This window comes from Rhodococcus sp. ARC_M12, assembly GCF_022810385.1.
GTDB classification, from domain to species: domain Bacteria; phylum Actinomycetota; class Actinomycetes; order Mycobacteriales; family Mycobacteriaceae; genus Rhodococcoides; species Rhodococcoides navarretei.
Window position 1 is genome coordinate 59766 of sequence record NZ_JALGQI010000008.1, and the last position, 20124, is coordinate 79889.

Annotated in this window: 18 protein-coding genes; 10 read left to right on the plus strand and 8 right to left on the minus strand. The window is 64.7% G+C overall.

All coding sequences use genetic code 11. The features are described 5' to 3' along the window. Positions 1-2 precede the first annotated feature (2 nt). From MTX35_RS11910 to MTX35_RS11925, 4 genes are all read left to right on the plus strand, one after another. A complete protein-coding gene (locus MTX35_RS11910) occupies positions 3-719 on the plus strand; it encodes a TetR family transcriptional regulator (protein ID WP_243595165.1) in 717 nt (238 codons plus the stop codon). 128 nt (positions 720-847) lie between these two features. Further along, positions 848-1483: a VOC family protein gene (locus tag MTX35_RS11915; RefSeq protein WP_243595166.1), complete on the plus strand. Its 636-nt coding sequence runs from the start codon at positions 848-850 to the stop codon at positions 1481-1483. A 27-nt stretch (positions 1484-1510) separates the two neighbouring features. Continuing rightward, positions 1511-2437 (plus strand): fumarylacetoacetate hydrolase family protein, encoded by a 927-nt coding sequence (locus tag MTX35_RS11920; RefSeq protein ID WP_243595167.1) that lies wholly within the window; start codon positions 1511-1513, stop codon positions 2435-2437. Then, positions 2434-4209, plus strand: coding sequence for an FAD-dependent monooxygenase (locus MTX35_RS11925; protein WP_243595168.1), 1776 nt, complete (start codon positions 2434-2436; stop codon positions 4207-4209). Before MTX35_RS11920 ends, MTX35_RS11925 begins: the two co-directional genes overlap by 4 nt. On the opposite strand, the gene MTX35_RS11930 is transcribed toward MTX35_RS11925, so the two are convergent. Further along, on the minus strand, positions 4191-4958 hold the full coding sequence (locus tag MTX35_RS11930; protein WP_243595169.1) for a tryptophan-rich sensory protein: 768 nt from the start codon (positions 4956-4958) through the stop codon (positions 4191-4193). The two genes, MTX35_RS11925 and MTX35_RS11930, sit on opposite strands and share 19 nt — an antisense overlap. A 112-nt stretch (positions 4959-5070) precedes the next feature. Between MTX35_RS11930 and MTX35_RS11935 the strand changes: the two genes are divergently transcribed. Genes MTX35_RS11935 through MTX35_RS26270 form a run of 3 tightly spaced genes read left to right on the plus strand, consistent with a single transcriptional unit; the run spans position 5071 to position 7352 of the window. Further along, complete coding sequence (locus MTX35_RS11935) at positions 5071-6279, plus strand: S9 family peptidase (RefSeq protein ID WP_243595170.1); 1209 nt, start codon at positions 5071-5073, stop codon at positions 6277-6279. After that, positions 6273-7163, plus strand: a complete 891-nt coding sequence (locus MTX35_RS11940; RefSeq protein ID WP_243595171.1) for an alpha/beta fold hydrolase — start codon at positions 6273-6275, stop codon at positions 7161-7163. Before MTX35_RS11935 ends, MTX35_RS11940 begins: the two co-directional genes overlap by 7 nt. Continuing rightward, positions 7164-7352 (plus strand): VOC family protein, encoded by a 189-nt coding sequence (locus tag MTX35_RS26270; protein WP_374230290.1) that lies wholly within the window; start codon positions 7164-7166, stop codon positions 7350-7352. Positions 7353-7571: 219 nt separating this feature from the next. Here the strand turns inward: MTX35_RS26270 and MTX35_RS11945 are convergent, their stop codons facing one another. The 7 genes from MTX35_RS11945 to dcd all read right to left on the minus strand — a co-directional run bounded on the left by MTX35_RS11945 (position 7572) and on the right by dcd (position 15250). Continuing rightward, a complete protein-coding gene (locus MTX35_RS11945) occupies positions 7572-8687 on the minus strand; it encodes a fused (3R)-hydroxyacyl-ACP dehydratase subunits HadA/HadB (protein WP_243595172.1) in 1116 nt (371 codons plus the stop codon). 50 nt (positions 8688-8737) lie between these two features. Continuing rightward, complete coding sequence (locus MTX35_RS11950) at positions 8738-9706, minus strand: Hsp70 family protein (RefSeq protein WP_243595173.1); 969 nt, start codon at positions 9704-9706, stop codon at positions 8738-8740. 136 nt (positions 9707-9842) lie between these two features. Next, a complete protein-coding gene (locus MTX35_RS11955) occupies positions 9843-10130 on the minus strand; it encodes an ANTAR domain-containing protein (protein ID WP_243595174.1) in 288 nt (95 codons plus the stop codon). 150 nt (positions 10131-10280) lie between these two features. After that, positions 10281-11390, minus strand: coding sequence for a hypothetical protein (locus MTX35_RS11960; RefSeq protein ID WP_243595175.1), 1110 nt, complete (start codon positions 11388-11390; stop codon positions 10281-10283). A gap of 81 nt (positions 11391-11471) precedes the next feature. Then, the gene (locus MTX35_RS11965; protein ID WP_243595176.1) at positions 11472-12914 is read right to left on the minus strand and encodes a CYTH and CHAD domain-containing protein; all 1443 of its coding nucleotides are present in this window, start codon (positions 12912-12914) and stop codon (positions 11472-11474) included. A gap of 55 nt (positions 12915-12969) precedes the next feature. Further along, complete coding sequence (locus MTX35_RS11970; RefSeq protein ID WP_243595177.1) at positions 12970-14517, minus strand: Hsp70 family protein; 1548 nt, start codon at positions 14515-14517, stop codon at positions 12970-12972. A gap of 154 nt (positions 14518-14671) precedes the next feature. Continuing rightward, positions 14672-15250 carry a dCTP deaminase gene (gene dcd / locus MTX35_RS11975; RefSeq protein WP_243595178.1) on the minus strand — a complete coding sequence of 193 codons (579 nt, stop codon included), beginning with the start codon at positions 15248-15250 and terminating at the stop codon, positions 14672-14674. 140 nt (positions 15251-15390) lie between these two features. On the opposite strand from dcd, the gene MTX35_RS11980 reads away from it, so the two are divergent. The 3 genes from MTX35_RS11980 to MTX35_RS11990 all read left to right on the plus strand — a co-directional run bounded on the left by MTX35_RS11980 (position 15391) and on the right by MTX35_RS11990 (position 20115). After that, positions 15391-16101 (plus strand): hypothetical protein, encoded by a 711-nt coding sequence (locus MTX35_RS11980; protein WP_243595179.1) that lies wholly within the window; start codon positions 15391-15393, stop codon positions 16099-16101. Further along, a complete protein-coding gene (locus MTX35_RS11985) occupies positions 16101-18215 on the plus strand; it encodes an Rv1355c family protein (protein WP_243595180.1) in 2115 nt (704 codons plus the stop codon). The genes MTX35_RS11980 and MTX35_RS11985 overlap by 1 nt, the downstream gene beginning before the upstream one ends. 118 nt (positions 18216-18333) lie before the next feature. Then, positions 18334-20115: a bifunctional diguanylate cyclase/phosphodiesterase gene (locus MTX35_RS11990; protein WP_243595181.1), complete on the plus strand. Its 1782-nt coding sequence runs from the start codon at positions 18334-18336 to the stop codon at positions 20113-20115. The last annotated feature ends 9 nt before the right edge of the window (positions 20116-20124 follow it).

Genomic DNA, 20124 nt, shown 5'->3' on the forward strand with positions numbered 1-20124 from the left:
TCATGGCCAGGGTCTCCAGATTCACACTCGACGATCGCAAAGAAGCGGTGGCGCGCGCATTCGGTGGCTCCGAGAGCCCAGCGGCCGTCGCGTCGTCCCTGGGCATTCACACCACCACGCTGTACCGCTGGGCCGGGTCGTCCGCCACGGAGGAACCCGGGCCCGCACCGGCACGACTGATCGAGGCCACCCAAGAACTACTGCGGCACGCCGACTACGCGGACATCACGATCGAAAGTGTCGCTGCCCGATGCGGTCTCGCGCCGAGAACGGCCTTCCACCACTTTCCCAGCAAACGCGACCTGTTCCAGGCCGCAGTCGACGACGCCGCCACCGTGCTGATCGAGCGCATCGGTGAACGGTCTGCGGATGCCGGCTGGCCGAACACCCCACTCGAGCAGTTGCAGACATTTCTGCGAATAGCTGCCGAAAGCATCTACGAGACGCCGCGCACGCACGTGCTGTTCCGCAATCTCGGAGTCCCGAAATCCGAGGGCACAGCGGAGCGTTGGCACGACAGCTTCGTCGATGCCATCACCGAGCTACTCCGCGCCGCAGCCGAGGCGGGGCAGATCGACCGCAACACCGACCTGCTCGCAGCAGCGCGCCTCCTCACCGGGGCCATGCGCGGCATACACACGGCAGTGTTCGACGGTGCCGATACCGGCACCGCCCTGACGCTCGTCGGGCGTGTTCACCTGCTGATCCCACCCGCCTGATCCCCACGCGCCGCACTGGAGCACCGGTCGACGGCCAAATTCGACTGACTGTCAGTCAAATTATTGACTGACAGTCAAAGTGGACATAACCTGGATCACACTTCGCGATCACGACGAAAGGTCGATTCATGAGCGCACAGCAGGATGCACCGGTAACCACGACGCACCGGGTCGCGCCCGACTACATCGCGCACTGGGTCGTCAAGTCGGCTCGCACCGAGGAGATGGTGCGCTGGTACGGCACGGTGTTCGGTGCCGAGATCGCGTACCAGGACGACGAGATCACGTTCTTGACCTGGGACGACGAGTCACACCGACTGGCGATCATCGCTGTACCGAAGCCCGTGAAGTTCCTGTTCCCCTTCGCCAAGCTGCGACGCAAGGCCTACGGCATCGACCACATCGCCCTGACGTTCGTCTCGCTCGAACGACTGCTGGAGAACTACGTGCGGCTCAAGCGCCTGGGCATTCTTCCGGTGTGGTCCATCAACCACGGACCCACGATCTCGCTGTACTACGAGGATCCCGACGGCGTTCGGCTCGAGTTCCAGGTGGAGAACTTCGACCCGGACAACACCGCGGCCTTCTTCTTCACCGAGGAATTCGCGCGCAATCCCATCGGCGTCAACATCGACCCCGACTACCTCCTGAGCAGGCTGCGTAACGGAGCCACTCACGAGGAGCTGCGGCAGCGTGAGGCGGGCACGAGGCCCGGCCGGCCGGTGGTCGCCAACAAAAAGACCATCACTCCGAAAACTTTGTGACCGAACTTCTGGGGGAGATCGAACATCATGCCTATCAACATCATTCGGACCGAGGACAGCTGGTGGCGTCTCGACGGCGATCAGGCCGTTCGGATCGACACCGATGCCCGGACCACCCGAGAACTTCTGGCCGACCGCGCGGCCATCGATGCCGCTTCGGGAGCCGGCACGAACATCGCCGAGCTCGAACTCGTCTCGCCCATCACCGCACCGTGCCGAGTGGTGGCGCAGTTGCTCAACTACCGTTCGCACGCGATCGACGCCGGATCGGACCCGAAGACGTTGCAGCCGACCTTCTTTCGCAAGTCGTCCGCGTCGATCAGTGGCCCGAACGATCCCATTCGACAGCCACCGGAGGTCGCGCTGCTCGACTACGAGATCGAGCTGGGCGTGGTGGTCGGTGCAGATATCCCCATCGGAACGACGGTCACCGACGACAACCTCGATTCCTATGTCGCCGGCTTCGTCGTCGCCAACGACGTCTCGGCTCGGGAGATACAGCTGACGAAAGTGCAGGTGTACGAAAGCAAGTCGTATCCCACCTTCACCCCACTCGGTCCCCGATTGGTTCTGCTCGACAACGACGAGTTGCGTCGACTGCCCGAGCTACGCATGACATTGGCCGTCAACGGCGAAACCCGACAGGACCAGACGATCGGCAACGATCTCATCACTCCTCCCGCCGACGCCTTCACCCGACTGGCCCGTTTTCAGAACATGACCGCAGGCGACGTTCTGCTGACCGGAACGCCGATCGGCACCGCGATCTCGGCCCCACCGAAAGCAATTCAGAAGATCGGCGAGCTCATCCCGCCGGCACTGAAGTGGAAGTTCTTCTTCGCGCGTCAGGCCAAGAACCCGAAGTATCTCTCGGTGGACGACGTCGTCACGGCCACCATCCGTACCCCGGACGGCTCGATCGATCTGGGCACCCAGGAAACCATCGTCCGATGAGCAGCCCTGTCGTCATCATCGGTGCGGGGCCTGCGGGTACCACCGCAGCGCTTCTGCTGGCACGCAGAGGTATTCGCACTGTACTGCTCGAGCGTCGAAGGAGTCCGCTGTTCCATCCAGCGGCCCACGTCATCAATGCTCGAACGCTGGAGATCTGGAACGAGTACAGCCCCGAACTGGCCAAGTCGATAGCGGCGATGTCGCCTCCACACGACCAGGTGAACTTGATCAGCTGGTACGGCGACCTGGCCGGTGACGCCATCGGGTCCATCGATCTGCTGTCCGATCCCGAACGCAAAGCCGTCGTGGAAAGCCAGAGCCCCTACATGGTTTCGCACATCGGCCAGCACATCCTGATGCCGGCGCTGTGGGACGCAGTCGACGCAGAACCGCTGATCGAATTTCGACGCGGAGTCACCGTGGACTCGGTCGAATCGACTCCCGGTGACGCCCGTGTCGCCCTCCGGACGGCTATGGGCGACAACACCGAGGTGCGTGCCCCGTACGTGCTGGCCTGCGACGGTGCCAACAGCGCCACCCGGGATGCCGCGAGGATCTCGCTGACCGGGCCCGTCCTGGCCAACATGGGCAGTGCCTTCTTCACCTCCACCACACTGTTTCCCGACGACGCGCGTCCGTTGTTGAGTTGGATCTACACCCCGGACCTGTGTGGGGTGCTCATCTCGCATGCGGATCATCGCTACATCCTGATGACGGCCTACCTCCATCCCGATCAGGAGATCGCGAGAGACGGCCGTCGATTCTGGGAGACGACACTTCCGAAGGTGTTGGGATCCAACGACTTCGAGCTGGAGTCGACCGGAACCTGGGTGATGACCTCGCAGACGGCGAACAGGTTTCGACGCGAACGTCTGCTGTTGCTCGGCGATGCTGCCCATCGCTTTCCGCACACCGGCGGCTTCGGTCTCAACTCGGGTGTGCAGGATGCACACAACCTCGCGTGGAAGCTCGACGCCGTGCTCTCGGGCACGGCCGCTCCGGAGCTGCTGGACACCTACGACACAGAGCGCCGCCCAGTGGTGGAGAAATTCGCCGAACAGAGCGTCGCCAACCACTTCCGGATGGACGACATCGGCAAGCGGGTGGGCATCACCAACGCCATGCTGGCCAAGGCAACTCAGGCCATGGGGCGGGCCCCTTTGAACAAGATCCCGGGCCGACTGATCGCGCCCATCGCGGCCGCGGCAACACGCAAGCAGATGAGCCGGTCACGGAACCTGCGCCCGGATACCCCCGGGTCCGCGAAACTCCGCGCCGAGATCGCGGCGGCAATTCCCCTGCAGGTGGAGCACTTCGTCTCCACCGGACTGCAATTCGGCTACCTCTACGACAGTCCGCTCTTCGCGCAGGACGCGTCGGCGAAACCCACCGAGGACGTGGTCGATTACGTGCCCACCACGTACCCGGGCGCACGGATGCCGCACGCCCTTGTGTCGGTCGACGGTCAGCTCGTGTCGCCGCACGACGTACTGGACCCGAACATGCTGACACTCTTCACCTTCGACGGTTCCGCGTGGGCACCAGCAGTGCAGGAACTCGGCGACATGCGACCCGGTATCGCGCTCGTCGTGATGAACGTACCCGTCGGCGTCGATCGAGACGAGCTGATATCGCTGTACGAGGTCGGTGAGACCGGAGCCGTCGTCGTCAGACCCGACGGTCACGTTGCCTGGCGTACCAACGATTCGGGGGGTTCGCTGTCCGAGTTCCTGAGCACGCGTTGGGGAAGCTACTACGCCGCGACGCTCTGACGGCCGGTAGCCCGCTGTGATCGAAGCCTGATCCCCACGGTCGCCAGCGCGACGACAGATGCGGCGAGCACCGCAGTCCATCCGACCGTCGTGTTCGTCACCTCTCCCGCCAGCCGACCCTGTGCCAGCCACGCCAGGCCCCACACGATGGCGAGCATCGGCGCGATCGCCCCGCCTGAATACCGGGCCAGCAGTACCCCGACGGCAGCTGCGACGATGAGCACGGCAATCGCCCAGATCGTGGCGGCACCGGTTACACCGAGACTCACCAGCCACGCCGAGATGTTGGCGATTGTCGCCACGCACACCCACCCGAGATAGAGGCCCATGGTGCCGTCCGTGATCACCGCGTCGGCGACTCCCTCCGGTCGTTGCTGCTGCATCAGCACGAACACGCGGACGAGCACCGCCAGCAACGCGACGATGATCACCACGCTCAGCCATACCTGGCCGAACTGAATCGCGAGAATCCACGCCGGATTGAGCAACATCGACGCGACGATCGGTGCCCGCAGGGCGTCGTGACGTGCAGTGCGCCCGGGAAGGAACTGCCAGACGGCGTACACGATCAGTCCGGTGTAGATCACCGACCAGATGGAGAACGCAGGCCCAGCGGGTGCCACCAGCGTCGACGTGGCACTGAGCGCTCCGCCGGCCGCCTCTGCGATGGGCGTACCGATCCATGCGCCGGAGCCGAGAAACGACACCACAACCGCTACGACCGCACTGACGACGACACCGATCTTCATGGCTGGGATAGTCCCCCGAAAGCGGAAGAGGCAAACACGGCTGCTGGGCGGGGCGGGGCTGCGCAACTCGAGCGGTCGGCCACCGGTGACCTCGTTCTGGTAGACACGCGTTGTGCTTTCCTACTCCCGATCGATGCCCGCCGCCGCCTGCTGCCTTGCAGTGGCCGTGACTGTGGGTTGCAGTTCGACGCCCTCACAACCCGTCGACGCGTCGACCACTGCCTCGACCACCGCACCGGCCCCCGAATACGACCTGACGGGTGTGCCGGGCACCGTTCTCGATTCCGAGGACTTCGGTGAGCGATCCGCCGAACTCTCCGACACGGGTGCCACCCTGTACCGGTTCGTCTACGAGTCCACGTCGGGCGTGGACAACTCCCCGACAGCGGTCTCCGGAGTTGCAGCCGTTCCGGCAGGAACCCCGCCCGAGGGCGGGTGGCCGATCGTCGTCTACGGACACGGCACCACCGGCGTGCAGGCCGATTGCGGACCCACCCTGTATCCGGATCTGCTCGGATATCAGTTCGTGGTGCAGGATTTCACCGCACTCGGGTACGTCACCGTGCTCCCCGACTACCAGGGCCTGGGCACCGGCGGCGGCACCCACCCGTACCTCGAACCTCGAACCGCCGGAAACAACATGATCGACGCGGCTCGCGCAGCGCACACCGCATTGCCCGACGTGTCCACTCGCTGGGCCGCGGTCGGTCTGTCGCAGGGTGGCCAAGCAGCCTGGGCAGCAAACGAACTCGCTGCTTCCTACGGCCAGGGCCTGGACCTGGTGGGGTCGGTGTCGCTGTCGCCGCCGACCGACCTGACGCCTCTGGTGCGGTCCGCTGAGGGCGGAACCTTGACCAGGCCGCAGAAGGAACTGATGCCGTACTTGCTCTACGGCGCGCAGCACGTGGACCCCGCGATCGATCCGAAGGACTACAGCGGCAGCGTCGCCGAGGCCAACAACGAGCTGCTTCTCACCTGCCAGGGCGGAGACACCGAAGGCAAGGAACGAGCAGTCCAGGCAATGGCGCCTGACGAGTTCGCAGCCGACACAACGGAATCGGAGCAACGGCTGTTCGACGTGGTGGGCCGTTACACACTCCCGCAAGTGCGGACCGAGGTGCCGATGTTCGTGGCGTACGGCGCGAAGGACGATGTCGTGCTGCCGCAGTGGACTGCCGACGGTGTCGAAAAGGCATGCGCCCTGGGTGATTCGGTCGTCGCGCAGGAACAGCCCGAACAAGGTCACGACGTCAGTGACGAAGCGGCCATGCAGTTCCTCGCCGCCGTGTTCGCGGGCCAGTCGGTGCCCAGCACATGCTGACGAGCGGCTCCGAAACGGAGCGAATCACCGAGTACACCCACGACGGCCTGGTGTTCGACGTCCTCGACCAGGGACCTCTCGAAGGCCCGGTCGTGTTGCTGCTGCACGGATTCCCCGAGCGGGCATCGTCGTGGTCCGCAGTGATGGCGATACTCAACGACGCAGGCATGCGGACGATTGCACCGGATCAGCGCGGATACTCGCCACGCGCCCGGCCGCGGCGGCGTCGGGACTATCGCGTCGGTGCACTGGTGGGCGATGCGATCGCTTTGATCGACCGCATCGGAAGGCCGGTTCACGTGGTCGGACACGACTGGGGCGCGAACATCGCGTGGGTCACCGCGGGCCGCCGACCCGACCTGGCGTTGTCGCTGACGGCATTCTCGGTTCCCCACCCCGGCGCGTTCATGACCGGCCTGCTCAGCTCGAAGCAAATACTGCACTCCTGGTACTTCGCGTTCTTCCAACTGCCGATACTGCCCGAGAAATGGATGGCGCGCCCAGGCCAGAGAGCCGAAAAGTGGTACGAGAGAAGCGGTATGACTGCGGACGACCTGGAGCGCACGCGCACGGAGATCGTCGAGTACGGCGCGCTTCCCTTTGCTGTCACCTGGTATCGCGGACTGCCGTTCTCGAACCCGGGCATCGGTCGACTGCGCATCACCGTCCCGACCTCGATGGTGTGGAGTGACGGCGACACCTTCATCACCCGTTCCGCCATCGAGGATGCGCAACGATACGTCGATGCGGCGTACACACTGACGGTCCTGCCCGGCATCTCGCACTGGATTCCGACGCAGGCATCCAGAGCGGCCGCCACCGCAATCCTGACCAACGCCGAACTCGCAGTTATGCAGGGATTCGACACCGATTCGTCTGCATAACTGCGAGTTCGATACGCGGTTGCCGCAGACTTTCGCGTCGACACTGTCGAACAACTCGACGAAGAGCACTCGCGCGCACTCGAATTGGGTGCGCGACTGTTGCGGGATCTGCGAGATGACCCAGAAGAGCCGATCCGAATCTATGCCGACCCGGCCGGGCACCCTTTCTGCATCTTCGTAGGGGGATGAACCCAGCGCACATCCACGCCCCTCGCATGAATTCACGCCCGCTACACGGGGCGTGGATTACCACGAAGGGCGTCAATGCCCGCTACACCCTGCCGATCAGCTCCCCACACTCGGAAACCCGACGCCACACATCTACGCCCCTTATCGGAATCCGCACCCCCTGCACGCGGTGCGGATTCCTGACCGGGGCGTAAATCCCCACACCACGGCCGCAGGCACTCAGCCCAGTTGCACTGTCGCGGTAGCGCGGTGACCGAAGATTCGCTTGCCCTCGAAGGTCGCACCCAGGGAGATGACCGCCGTACGCGTCGCCTCGTCCTTGGACTTGATCTTGCCGGTGAAGACGATCTCGGCGGCCTTGTGGGTGTCCACGGGAATGGGGGTGGTGAAGCGAACGGTGTAGTCCTTCACAGCACCCGGATCGCCGAGCCATTCGCTGATGTAACCGCCGCCGACGCCCATCGTGAGCATTCCGTGCGCCAGCACGTTCTCGAGATCGATCATCTTGGCGAACTTCTCGCTCCAGTGAATCGGGTTCGCGTCGCCGGCAACGCCCGCGTAGTTGACCAGGTCACCACGAGTGAGACTCACTGTGCGCGAAGGAATCTCGTCGCCGACGTTCACCTCGTCGAACTTCTGCTTCGGCTGTCCCCGGTACTCCTCGACGATCAGCGGCTCGTGCTCCTGCGGAGTGGACAGAGTGTCGTGCTCACTCGAATCGGCACCGCTGGTATCGGTCGTCGCACCGAACATCACGATATTGCGAGCTGCCTCGGCGATAGCCGGATCGATCTCACCGGACCGGCCGACGAGCAAGGTGGTGTACGTGGTCTGCACCAGTTCGTTCTTCTGGTTGGACACGACGTTCTTGGTGACCATCATGTCGCGACCCATGACCGTCTTGAACGAGTCGAGCGAAACATCGCACGTCAGTTGGTCGCCGGCGAGGATCGGCTTCTGGAACACCAGCACCTGATCGGTCTGCAGGATCTGGCTCAGGTCGTAACCCTCCGCGATGGACTGGAGAAGCTTCTTCTGCGCAAGAGTGCCGACGAGCGACATGAATGTCAGAGGTGCAACGAGAGCACTGTGCCCCAGCGCGGCCGCGGCGTCGCCGTCCCAGTGCGCGGGGTGGAAGTCCTGGACGGCGCGGGCGTATTCACGAACCTTCTCCCGACCCACCTCGTAGTAGTCCTCGGTGCGGTAGTGATAGCCGACCATGCTCCGAGCATGTTCCGCCGGATCGAATGCTTCCGCGTCGGTTGCTGCCGTACCGGACTCCGCTACCTGCTCTGCCACTGTTGTCCCACCGTCTCGTCCCCTGCTGTTCATCATTACCCGAGAAACCTACCCAACAACGGCGTTCGTTGGCCAGGCCGGAGGGGTCAAGCCGAACGGTGTCGCGGAGCGTCGTGGTATCCCACCATTCCCACCATCGGGGCCTGTCGGTACGGCACTGCGTCGGCGATCGTGGCTCCGCGCGGCCGGTGCCGACGCGAGGCGACGGCATCGACCGCCATCAAAGCGGCACCGTGCGCGGTGAGGGACTCGGGATTCGCGGGTGCAACGACCGGCAGCATGAGATCGCGGCGGAACAGGCGTCGAAGCGACGGGATGTTGGCGCAGCCGCCGACCATCACCAGAGCGTTCACGGCACAGGGCGCGTCGACGATGACGCTGGCGACCCAGTCCTCCAACGACCCGATGCTGCGCTCGAGCACATCGTCGAAAGTATTGCGCCACAACCTCACCGGACCACCGATGAACGGCCCGGCGACCTCCGCCACCCGCAGGCGGGAGAGCTGTTCGCGTGCCGTGCGGGTGGAGACCATCAACTCAGCTCGTGCCTGCTCGGACGCCAGCTCGTCCGCACCGTACGTCGAGAGCAAGTAGCGCGAGATCTGCTCGTCACAGCTGTTGCCACCGAACAGGGTGGTGCGCACCGAAGTGAAGACCGTTCCGGTTGCCGGGTCCGCGACGGACATCGTGGTACCGGATGCGCCGACGTCACAGATCGCCACGGTACGAGCGCCCTCGAGCTGGCCGGTGCCGCGCAGATACCGCAACTGAGCACCGAGTTCCGATGCGACCAGCAGGCGGTCGGCCTCGTACGTGGAGTAGGCGGACGTGCGCGCGCGAGCACCGGGATCGTCGGGCACAGCCAACACGATGTCGGTTCTCTCGACCATCTGATCGCGCGACATGGAGTCCAACAGATCGAGGGCGACCTGCAGGTGGTCGTCGGGATCGAAGGAGTGGACGATGTGGGCCGACCGTACCGACTCGTCGACCGCATCGACGGCGACCCCTCGGGCAGTGGCGGAACCCACCGAAACACCAAGGACTGTTCTCATGTTCCCTCGCCTCGACTGGCTACTCCGACCTGCCGATACTAACCGTCGAACCGTCTTCTGGACAGCATTTATGGCATCTTGGTGAACTTATGGTTTGTTTTGGGAGAGGTAACAAGAAAGAGCAGCGACTTCTGCGTCAGGCGACGTGATCGAAGGGGTCGCGACGGTCGGCAAGCAGCGAACCCCACTCCTCCTGCGCCGACGTCATCGCAGCACAGGCGACACCGTTGGCCGAGTCCATTCCACGCGCGGCCGCGACGATCGAACGAGCCGACTGCACCAGCGACACATCGAATCGAAAGCTGTGGGCCGCCAATTCGGCGAACGCTTCGTCCGGACTGCAGCCACGCAGCGCGATGAGAACACCCACCGCCCTGTCGATGGTCGTGCGGGTCACCGGTTCTGCTGCGGGATTGTCGGTCATCGGATACTCACCGTCTACTGGTCGATCACTCGATGGTAGCGACGCGTGAGCAGAAGTTCAGGTGTGCGAGTCGAATTCACATACCCGTCACGAGAAGGACTTGTCGAAGTATCAAAACCACTCGCTCACAATGGAATCAGCGAATCGATGTCACTCGACCGAATCCTCCGACGGGCCTGCGTCGGCGGTGGGGTCAGCGGTGGTGGGATCGGTGATGGTGGGCTCGGTGGTGGGGGGATCGGTGGTGGGGGGATCGGTGGTGACGGGATCGGTGGTCACCGGAACTTCGGTGGTCGGCTCGGACGGGTCCGTCGACGGAACCTCGGGGTCAGGGTCGGGCTTGACGGTCGGCGATTCTTCACCGCCCGAATCGCCACCATCGGTGTCACCGCCGGTGCCCCCGCCCGGTCCTCCGTCGGCCGGATCTCCCTTTCCCGAATTACCGCCGTTACCCGAATCACCGCCGCTCGACGACACCTCGCTGCCCGGAGTGACGACCTGACCCGTGGGCAATACCTCGCTCCAGGCACCGACCGGGAGCGGCCCGTACACGGGTGACTCGAAGAGCGCCGTCTCGGCCGGTGGACTCGACACTGCACCAACCGAATCGGCGACCACCACCAGCGGCGGAGATCCGGTGGCATTGCTTCTGCTCGACGGCCTCTCGGCGACATCGGTGACGTCAGCGGTGTCGACCACGCTGTTCTGCGTCTGATCGACAGCCGTCAAGGCCCAGACCGTGGCTCCGCTCAGCGCGGCGAGAACCGCAACGCCCAGAGCGATCATTGTCAGTCGCGCGCTGCGTGGGGTGTCGGACGCGTCTGCCTCGGCACGACTTCCGTCACCATCGCCCGGCGCGGAGCCGTCGGATACAGTGTCGCCCCTCCAGACGGCGGGGCCGGTCGCGATACCGATCAGCGCCGCTGCGATTCCCAACGGAACCTCGTCGTTCAACCGCGGATCTCCGGCGTCCAGCACCCCGACATCGCCGACCTGGTGGGCAGCCAAGGCGGCGCGAACTATCCCGCAGAGCGCGATGCTGTCGCAGACCACCGCAGATCCGGCGATGAGCAGGTCGTTCTGGGCCGCCTGCACCCTCATGATTCCGAGCATCGTGGTGACGGCGTCACCGACACCGCCGGGGGCCGCGGCGACGGACACAGTGCGAGCGGAGATGGGCCCGAGTTCGGGCAGGTCGGCCTCGACCAGAACAGCCGACACTTCTTCGACACCGACATGTACGCCGAGCGCTATGGACATGGTCGTCGACTCCCCCGAATCCTATTCGGTCTCAGAGTACACTTCGAGCCCCTAATCGGGGAAACATACTGTTTTCGTCGGTCAGAACTCCATCGCGCTCGCCTCGCTTCGGGCCGCCTCTGCAGCGCGACGCTCGCGCTCGAACAGCAGCCCGAACGTGAATCCGTTCTCTCCCGTGGTCGTCCCCGCCCTCGCACCGAGTGTTCGCAGAATGTCCGCAGCGATCACCGCGTCCTGATGCTCGCCGAGTACTTCCTGAATCGTTTTGAACCGCTTGATGTTCGTCTTCGAGGTTTTCTTGTCCATCACCGGCGCGACCAACTCGGCCGCATATCGAGCTCGCTTCGACGCCTTCCGTGCGCGATGCAACGCCTCGTCGTCGGTGCCGCGCACAGCGGTCCTGGTGCGATCGACGGCCTTCTTCCCGGCCTTGCGCGCGAGTTTGACCAGCAGGCGGTCGCTGACCTCGCCGTCTATCGGCAACCTCCGCGACCACGCCGACACCGTCGTGAGCAGTTCGCGGTAGCGTTCGCCGTCGAGTTCGGTCATCGCCGTCTCGCGATACCTGATCTGCTCGGCCAACAGGTCGTTCTCGATGCGCGACGCCACCGGGCCCAACACGAGTTCGGGCGGCAGTTCACGCAGCGCCGCCGCGAACCGAGCGCGCTGCACCTGCCGATCTCGCACCTCACCGAGAATGCTTGCATACCAAGCCAGTTCGGCATCCAGGTGCGCTGCGGGCTCGTCCTCGAACACGCTCCCGAACACCCGGAGGGTACTGCGGTACCGCCGAATCGCCACCCTCGTGGAGTGGATCGGATCCAACCCTCGGCGCAGGTACACATCTCCCGCGACGATTGCCTGTGCCTGATCGTCGAGGTAGTTCATCAACAGCTCTATCCCGGGTTCGGCCGGTGCCTGACGCACCACCGACAACGCCCGATCCAGCTTCGACGGATGTGCCGACGGCCGCGCCCCCGCAGCGCGGAGCGCCTTGCCTGCCTTCTTCAGGAAGGACTCCGAGCCGGCGGGCCCGAGCTCCACCTCGACCTCCCGCCAGCGCGGACCGGTCGCGCCGCCGATGAGTACCACGGACACCTCGTCGTCGGCGATCTCCGCGACCACGGACCCTTCGGCGTCGGACACCGTGTGGATGGTGCGGTGAGTGGTCAGTGTCGCGACCGCGGACAACTCCCCACCCATCACCGCGCCCCGAAGCACGTCGCTCAGCTCGTCCGGGATTGCATCGTGCCTGCCGCTGCCGAGCGGGAGCCGAATCTCCGTCCGGGCCTTATCCGCCGGGACCTTCGCATGCCAGCCGTTGTCGGAATCCCCGGTGCGACGCCGCACGGTGATTCCGCGGCGCAACAGATCGTGTCCGACGGTATCGAAGTACTCGCTGCTCAGATCGGTCTCGCTCGGAATCAGTGCGCCTCCGTCCGGCACCAGTGAAGCGAGAGTGGGCAACTGGAAATCTGCGTCGACGTCGAACTTGTCTTCGCGCTCGGTCTGAATCGACTCCATGTCGCCCATCCTGCCTCGAGTGTCGGGGCCGGTGTCGTCGGAAACCGCAGACCGGTCAGCGCCGCGGTAAGCCGAGGTCCGGGAACGGAAGATCGAACGGCCGAGTCGATCGCGTCGTGGTCGTCGCACGCGTGGTCGTTGTACGCGTGGTCGTCGTCGCACGCGTCGTGGTCGGCTGCGCGGTGGTGGGACGAGTGGTCGTTGCGGGAGGCACCGCCGTCGTCGGTGCCACGGTCGCCTGGTCGCGGGTGGGCCGCTCGGAGGCCGTCGACTCCTGGGGAGCGGACGGGGCACCGGTCGTGGCCACCGCTCGCCGGGCCGTGGTGCTGCTCGCCGGATCCGTCGTGGTCGGCGTCTCGGACGAGGACGACGTTGCCGACGCACCGACGGGCGCGGAGGGCGTCGCCGTCGTGCTCGCAAGCGGCAGCGAGGATGCGGCGGGCGAACCGTCGGCCGCCGGCACCACCGACTGCGAACGAGCGATCTGCGAGGAGTCCCGCGAGGAATCGACGGACGGCACCGGATCGTCACCACTGCTTCGCGCTGCCGCAGCGACCATGGTTCCGGCCACACACACCGCGACCAGTGCCGCGAGCGCTCCACCGAGATGCCGTGACTTGTTGGCCCTGGTCGTTCGCCTGGACGAGGTGTCGCTGTGTCTCGGGCGTTTCGAGACCACCGCGACGGGGGCGACAGCAGCGACTTCGAACTCGTCGGAGCCACGCTCGACGGCGGGGAACCGATCGGTGAGTGCGTCGCGCGGCGTCGGCGCAGGCCGCAATCCCGCGGTTCGGGCGATTCCAGCGGCACCGCGCGCCGCCAACAGTTCCGGCTGCTCGGGGACGTAGACCGGCATCGACACCGCGTCGAACAGGACCTGCTGGACGATCTGCATGTTGGCGCCGCCACCGACCGCGACAACCGCGTCGATGTGAATGCCCTGCGCGCCGACGGCGTCGAGCACGTCGACGGCCATCGAGACGGCTCGGTGTACGGAATCTCGGACGAGCTCGTCGAGATCGCCACGCCACAGCGATACACGTTCGCCGACGAACGGTCCCAGGATCGACACGCTGCGAAGAAGGGAGAGTTCGTGTTTTCCGTTGCGGACATCGTGAACGAGTTGCCTGCGAGCTTCGACCGTCAACGCCTCCGCTGCCCCGAAAGTCGAGATGAGATGCTCGCACAGCACTCGGTCGCAGTCGTCGCCGCTCAACTCGTCCGTTCGACGCGCCGCGAGAACCCGCCCGCTGTCGATATCCACCACGGACACCGAGGTACCGGACGCGCCGACGTCGAACAGAGCCACACAACGCTCACCTGCCAATACACCCGTCTCGCGCAGCGCGCCCAGCTGGGCACCGAGTTCGGATACGAGCATGACGCCGTCGGACAGATCCTGGTCGTACGCCGTTCTGGGGTCGCTCTCGCGCAACGCGAGCACCGGAAAGTAGCGACCGGACGCGTACTCGGTCGCCAGATCGTGCACCGAGGTGATGACGGTGTCCCAGGGATCGGGGGCGAGGCCGTTGGGTGCGGGTTCCGACACGATCGGCTCGTGCACTTCCAGCACGACACCGGGGTGGCCGTTGTCAGTGATCACACCGCGGAGACCACTCGACCCCAACGAAGCACCGGTAACCGCGGACACTCGAAACCTCGCTCTGGTAGGCCCCAACCCACGTGAGGTCTCCAGAGTAGCGTCACAACCGCACGTTCACCACGTTTCGGTGCGGCGAAACAAACTACACGATCGTCTAGTCGACGCTCGACCGAACGAAATTCAGGTACGCCTTCGATGGCGTCGGCCCGCGCTGACCCTGATACTTCGACCCCACGGCGGCACTGCCGTACGGATTCTCGGACGGCGACGACAGCCGGAACAGACACAGCTGCCCGATCTTCATGCCCGGCCACAGCGTGATCGGCAGATTGGCGACGTTGGACAATTCCAACGTGATGTGGCCGCTGAAGCCCGGATCGATGAAGCCTGCGGTCGAATGCGTCAGTAGACCCAGCCGCCCGAGCGAGCTCTTTCCTTCGAGCCGGCCGGCCAGGTAGTCCGGCAGCGTCGTCAGTTCCAGCGTCGACCCGAGTACGAACTCACCCGGGTGGAGAACGAACGGCTCGCCGGCCGCGGGCTCGACCAACGTCGTCAGCTCGTCCTGCTGCAGCGACGGATCGATGTGGGTGTAGCGAGTGTTGTTGAACACCCGAAAGAGCTTGTCCAGCCGCACATCGACACTCGACGGCTGAACCATCGACGGGTCGAAGGGTTCGATCGCCAAGTTGCCCAGGGTCACTTCGGCACGGATGTCACGGTCGGAGAGCAGCACCTCTGCAGGCTACTGGTCCCCGACCGTCTCCCGCGACACACCCGAGCCCCGATCTCGACGTGTAGCTCGGCAAAAGAAAAGCCGGACAATCTAAAGGCGCAACCTTTCGCATTCGGGCAACTCCTATCAGGAAGACTGACATGACAATTCCATTCGATGTCCCCTCGTACTGGGATCACCGATCCCAATGCCTCGTTCTGGCCACCACTCCTGCTGAGAATCCAGCTTTGTGGGCACAATTCCTGGAAGGCGCAGAAGAAAGCTACATGCGACACGGTGTTACCGCCGCACTCGAAATGTCGACCATTCGTGACGGCGGCACCACTGCACTGTTCTTCGCCGCACTCGACCGAACCGGACACATAGTCGGCGGGGTACGGGTGCAAGGGCCGTATTCCTCGGTCGACCAATCGCACGCACTGATCGAATTCGCCGAATACCCGGAAGGCCGTCGCCACGTGCACACCATGCTCGACGAACGCATCGGCTACGGAGTCGTCGAACTCAAGTCTGCGTGGGTCGCTCAGGACGCACCCCGTGGCCGTGCCGTCACGGCAATGATCGCGGAGTCCCCCGCCTACAGCGCGGCGCTGCTCGGCGCGCGCTACGCCCTGGCCACCGCGGCCTCCCACGTCCGAACTGCATGGCTCGGCACCGGAGCCGTCATCGCCACCCAGATCGCGCCGATCCCCTACCCGGACGATCGCTACCGAACCGAGGTGTTCTGGTGGGACAGAACAACACTCGCCTTCAACGCCGACCTGGCCACCTGGCGCCGGATGCGGCGCAACACGGTCACCCTGCTCGCACACCGCCGCGCAGCCGTCGCACTCCCGGAAGCAGTCGCATGATGAACGATCGAACTACACCCGACCACAGCTGGAAGCCTGTGATATTCGACGAGACGGACGCCACACAGCGCGCCGCCCTCGACGAACTCAGACGCGACCCGACCCTCACATTCCTCGATGAGCGACCGACGCAGAGAATGGGGCTGCAGTCACTTCTGCCCAGCCCTGAGCAGAGTCTCCTCACCGAAAGTGACAGGTGGGTTTTCTTTCCGTGGCGCAAAACGGTGGTTGCGGTTCTCGGACCGAACTCGTTTCGACACCTCAGACTCGACAGAAACAGGAACAAGATAACCCTTGCCGAACAGAATTCCTTGGGAGATCTCACGATAGGAATCATCGGTCTCAGCGTCGGACACTCCATTGCCCACACCCTCGCACTCGAAGGGATATGCGGGACGCTTCGCCTCGCCGATTTCGACGAGATCGAACTGTCCAACCTCAACAGAATTCCGGCCTCCATCCTCGATCTCGGTATCAACAAAGCAGTCGTCGCTGCCCGACGCATTGCCGAAATCGACCCGTATCTACGCGTCGACATCGCCCAGGACGGAATCACCGACGACACCATCGACGAGTTCTTCGACGGACTGGACGTGCTCGTCGAAGAATGCGACTCCCTCGACGTCAAGGTCCGCGCCCGCGAAGCAGCCAGGTCACGGGGCATCCCGGTGCTGATGGAGACCTCCGACCGCGGACTGCTCGACGTCGAACGGTTCGACCTCGAACCCGACCGCCCGGTGTTCCACGGCGTCCTCGGCGAGATCGACTCGACGAGCCTGCAGGGGCTGAGCACCCGCGACAAGATCCCGATCGTGCTCGATCAGCTCGACGCCTCCCTGCTCTCCGCCCGGATGGCCGCCTCGATGGTGGAAGTGGGTGAAACGATCGAGACCTGGCCACAATTGGGCGGCGACGTTCAACTCGGCGGAGCGACCATCGCCGCCGCTGTTCGACGCCTCGGCACCGGAGCGCCACTGCCGTCCGGGCGCATCCGGATCGATCTGGACACCCATCTCGACGCCCTCGCGCCACCGACACCGACGCGTGCAGCGCGGTCGACGATCGACACTCACCACACCTCCGTCGATGCCGACGCGCTGATACTCGACGCGGCCGGCCGGGCACCGTCCGGTGGGAACAGTCAGCCGTGGACGTTCACGCACGACGGACACACCGTGCGGATCGGCGTGGACAGAACGCGAACCTCGACCCTCGACATCGACTTCCGCGGCAGCTGCGTGGCAGTGGGTGCCGCGGCCTTCAATGCGCGGGTGGTGGCCACCGCACAGGGCAGGCTCGCCGGTACGAACATCACCGAGTACGGAGTCGCGATCGCGCTGCGCGAGGGCGGCCCGCACCCCGTCACAGATCGACGCCTGCTCGACGGGGTTCTGACGCGGTGCACCAATCGGAACATGGGCACCGGCGCACCCCTGGACGCGGATATCGCCGACGACATCGCCGCTGCGGCGGAGGCAGAAGGTGGACGGGCCGTACTGCTGACGGCACCCGAATCCATCGCCGAGGCAGCAAATATCCTTGCCGCTGCCGACCGAATCCGGTATCTCACACCGCACCTGCACCGAGACATGTTCTCCGAGTTGCGCTGGCCCGGAGATCTCGATCCCGATCGGGGAATCGAGGTCTCGACGTTGGGAATCGACGACGCGGACCTGTCCAAGCTCGAGATCGTCAAGCGACCGGACGTGATGGAACTCGTGCATGCCTGGGACGCAGGCGCGGCACTGGAGAGCGACGTACGCGATCGAGTGCTGTCGAGTTCGGCACTGGCAGTCGTCGTCGTGCCCGGATCGACGGCCGAGCATTACATCAGAGGAGGATGTGCAATGGAGAACGTATGGGTAACTGCACATTTGCGCGGAATTGCGGTGCAACCCGTTTCCCCCGCGTTCCTCTACGCGCATACCGCGGACGAGCATCGGCAACTGTCGCCGCATCACGCAGAAGTGTTGCGGCAGTTGAATTCCAAGTTCCGGACGCTCTTCGACCTCGCCAGCGCCGACTCCATGGCACTGGTGTTGCGGCTGAGTTGCGCCCCGAAAACCACGATTCACAGCCGCAGACTTCCTGTTTCGGCGTCCGTATCGGGGTAGAGTCCGCCCGAAGACCAGGGGGAACAGTCCTGCACTGCGTCTACTCAGAGGCGGGAGTGGAGTCCTGGAGAGCACACAGACGCTCGAGGTCCTCGTCACCGGCGTCGCAACCCAACTCATGGGAGTCGATGCGGCGACGGTGCGCGAGGCCTACGACTCCGTTCTGCGGCAACTCGTGGACTACCTCGGTATCGACTTCAGCTTCCTTCGGCACAACGATTTCGAGGCCAGAGCCACCAGGCTCACTTCGGAGTGGCCACCACGATTGAGCGTGCCCGATCCCGATCCGTTGGCAGTGGTCTACTTCGACGACGCCGACTCGGTGTTCCGACTGGCCGAAACACTGACCGAACCAGCAGTGTTTCGGCCGGATCCGAAGCAGGAGGACTACCGCCGACGCGTCGAGCAAGGGTCAGGATTCTCCGCGACGTCGATGGCCGTGGTCCCGCTGCTGCACTCCGGCCGCACCACCGGCATCCTCGGCTTCATCAAGATCGGCGATCGAAGTTGGTCCGAGGCGGAACTCAACGCGCTCAAAGCAATTGCTGCACTGCTCTCCCAACTGCAGGCGCGAGTGAGCGCCGAGGAACAACTTCGATTCTCGGCGTTGCACGACGACCTGACGAAACTACCGAACCGCACGGCCTTCGCACAGCATCTCCGAGAGCGACTCGACCCGTCCATGCCGGGCCCCGTCGCAGTGATGCACATCGATCTCGATCGGCTGAAGGCATTGAACGACTTTCTCGGGCACCTTGCCGGAGACCACTACCTCGTGACCATCGCCCAGCGACTACAGAGTTTCGTCGGTGGAACGGCAGGCCTCGCCGCGCGGCTGGGCGGAGACGAATTCGTCGTCGCACTCGCCGGGCCGTGCTCGGCGCGCGTCGCGACACACCACGCCGAGGTGATCGCCGATGCCATGAACGCACCCGTCACCCTCGGAGTCGAACGGATCAGCAGAAGCGCGAGCATCGGAATCGCCTTCGGGATCCCGGGCAAGCACACCGCGGAGTCACTTCTGCGGCAAGCAGATCAGGCCGCCCTGGTGGCCAAACGCGCAGGCGGCCACGACATCGCCCTGTTCACCGAGGAAATGCGCGCCGAGTCCGAGCTTCGCAACGACGTCGAGATTCACCTGCGCGACGCCATCGCGGGCGACTCGTTGACCCTGCACTTCCAGCCCGAGGTGGACCTCGTCACCGGACGCATCACCGCTTTCGAGGCATTGGTTCGATGGCAGCATCCCACCCGCGGGCTGCTCCCTCCGTCCGCCTTCATCCCGGTCGCAGAGGAGACCAACCTCGCCGGTGAACTCGGTCGCTGGGTCCTCGACCGCGCCTGCCGCACGCTCGCCGACTGGCGCCGCGAGATCCCTGACCTCGATATCGCGATGCGCGTGAACATATCCCCCGTCCAACTGGTCACCAACGGCTTCGTCGGTGCCGTCGCACGAGCCCTCACCGAGTTCTCCATAGCCGGGCCCGATCTCTGCCTCGAGATCACCGAAGTGGCAGTGGTGCAGGACCTTTCCCGCACCCGCGTGACACTGCGCGAACTCCGCGAACTCGGCGTGCAAGTGGCCATCGACGACTTCGGCACCGGCTACAGTTCGCTGTCTCACCTCAAGGAACTGCCCGTCGATGCACTCAAGATCGACCGCGCCTTCGTCACCGACCTCGGCGACGAGGACACCGGCGACCTCGCGATCGTGCGGTCCATCCTCGGGCTCGCCCGGGCGTTCGGACTGAACATCATCGCCGAGGGCGTCGAAACGGAGACCGCCAGGAAGACCTTGGTCGAACTGGGCTGCACCCGCGCGCAGGGCTACCTGTTCTCCGAGCCGGTCGCAGCCGACCACGCCCTCGCCCTGCTGCACTGCGTGCGCATCGACATCTGAGCGCCCTGC